Consider the following 1,901-nt stretch of genomic DNA (forward strand, 5'->3'; position numbering starts at 1 on the left):
CCATCCCTACACAAAGGCACTCATTGCCGACGCGCCGCGCATGGATGCGAAACCGCTCACGTACAGGCCGATTGCGGGCGAGATGCCGAGCCCCATGAATGTTCCGAGCGGTTGCGCGTTTCACCCCCGGTGTCCGCATGTCATGCCCATTTGCCGGGAAGTCCGGCCGGCCCTGATCGAAGTCGCGCCGTCGCAAATCTCGGCCTGCCACCTGAATACCACCGCTTCAAAAGCCGCGGAGCCCTGACACCAGGGCGCCGTCTTGAGGGAGGGCGCCGGGAGGGCTGGTGCGCCGCGCATTCCCGAGGCATCATGGCGCCCATGCCCCCCTCAGCTGCACCACCCGCCCACCAGGGCCGCGTCTTCGGCTCACCGTGGGCCGGCATCTACGCCACGCAGATGGAAAGCGCGCGCCACTTCGGCCGCCACTGGCATGCGGTGTATGGCGTAGGGTTGATGGAGCAAGGCGCGCAAAGCTCGGCCAGCGGGCGCGGCCCGGTCGATGCCTATGCCGGTGATGTCATCATGTGCAACCCTGGCGAGGTGCATGACGGCCGGCCGCTGGGCGGCCCTTCGCGCCGGTGGCGCATGCTGTACTTTGAGCCCGCGGCCATCGCGTCCCTGGTGGCCGATGCGCCAGGTAACTCGCTGGCCACTGACATCGAACTCACGCGCCCCGTCACGCAAGACGTGCGCCTGCGCACAGCGTTGCAACGCCTGCTCGGCCGCCTGCAGCGCTGGGACGCCGGTGCGGGGCGCAGCGGCGCGGATGCCCTCGCATGTGAAGAGTCGCTGGTCCGCGCCTGCGCCCTGCTGCTGCACCGCCATGCCGTTTCGCCTGTCACGCAATCGCAAGTCTCATCGTCTTCACCTGAGCTGCACCGCGCCCGCGACCAACTGGCCGCTGACTTGCTGGCCCCGCCCACGTTGACGGAGCTGGCGCGCACCGCAGGCCTTAGCAAGTTCCAGCTTCTGCGCCGTTTTGAAAAAGCCTTTGGCCTCACTCCCCACGCCTGGCTGCTGCAGCAGCGTGTCGAGCATGCGCGCAGCCTCATTCGCAGCGGCGCCGGGCTGGCGCAGGTGGCCGCCGCCTGTGGCTTTGCCGACCAGAGCCACATGACGCGGCTGTTTGCCCGCCAGTTTGGCTTTACGCCCGGCGCGTGGGAGCAGGCCATGAATAAACTCCACTGCAATAACGTTCAAGACGGCTGGCGTGCGCGGCGGCATGCTGGCCGCTGTTTCACTTTTTAAAGAAGGCCGTCGCGCATGTTCTTCCGCCATTCCCCGGCCATCTGGGCCGACTACCCCGAGCTGGTGCCCGGCGTGCTGGCCGCCACCGGCATCACGGCCGATGCAGACGTCTCAGCCCAGGTCGCCCGCTTCAACGCCATCGCTGCCACCCGCCTGGCCACGAACGCTGAAGGCGAGCTGCCCGAAGTGCAGGCCTGGCGCCGTACCTTTTCAAAAATGGGCCTCAAGCCCACGCAATACCGCTGCGCGTCTGAATCACTGCTGCGCCGCTTCCGCAAGGAAGGTTCGCTGCCGCAGCTGCACCCGCTGGTTGACCTGTGCAATGCCGTGTCGATTGCGTTCGCCATTCCCGTCGCCGTGTTTGACGTGGCCCGGGTGGCGCAGCAGCTGGAGGTGCGCTACGCCACCGGCGCTGAAAGCTACCAGGCCTTCAGCGGCGAAACAGAGCACCCCGAGCCGCATGAAGTCATCTTTGCCGACGCCGCCCAGCCGCCCTCCGCCCACGCCCGCCGCTGGACGCACCGGCAAAGCGGTCTCTCGGCCGTCAGCGCTGCCACGCACAGCGTCCTCATCGTGGCCGAAGCCCTGCACGCCACGGCGGCAGACGACGTGCGCCGTCTCATCAGCACACTCGCTGCCGAGCTGGCCGC

Annotated in this window: 3 protein-coding genes; all 3 read left to right on the top strand. The window is 67.7% G+C overall.

The features are described 5' to 3' along the window. Nucleotides 1-247 (top strand): oligopeptide/dipeptide ABC transporter ATP-binding protein (locus tag AC1DWI_RS21260; protein ID WP_477725688.1); only part of this gene is annotated, 247 nt, incomplete at its 5' end. A gap of 74 nt (nt 248-321) precedes the next feature. Then, nucleotides 322-1,251 carry a helix-turn-helix domain-containing protein gene (locus AC1DWI_RS21265; protein ID WP_477670537.1) on the top strand — a complete coding sequence of 310 codons (930 nt, stop codon included), beginning with the start codon at nt 322-324 and terminating at the stop codon, nt 1,249-1,251. A gap of 15 nt (nt 1,252-1,266) precedes the next feature. Beyond that, on the top strand, nt 1,267-1,901 hold a 635-nt coding region (locus tag AC1DWI_RS21270), incomplete at its 3' end, for a B3/B4 domain-containing protein (RefSeq protein WP_477725689.1).

The organism is Polaromonas sp. P3_C2 (genome assembly GCF_056402675.1).

Excerpts from the sequence above, each read along its gene's own strand:
- AC1DWI_RS21265 (WP_477670537.1), top strand. The coding sequence starts at position 322 with ATGCCCCCCTCAGCTGCACCACCCGCCCACCAGGGCCGCGTCTTCGGC.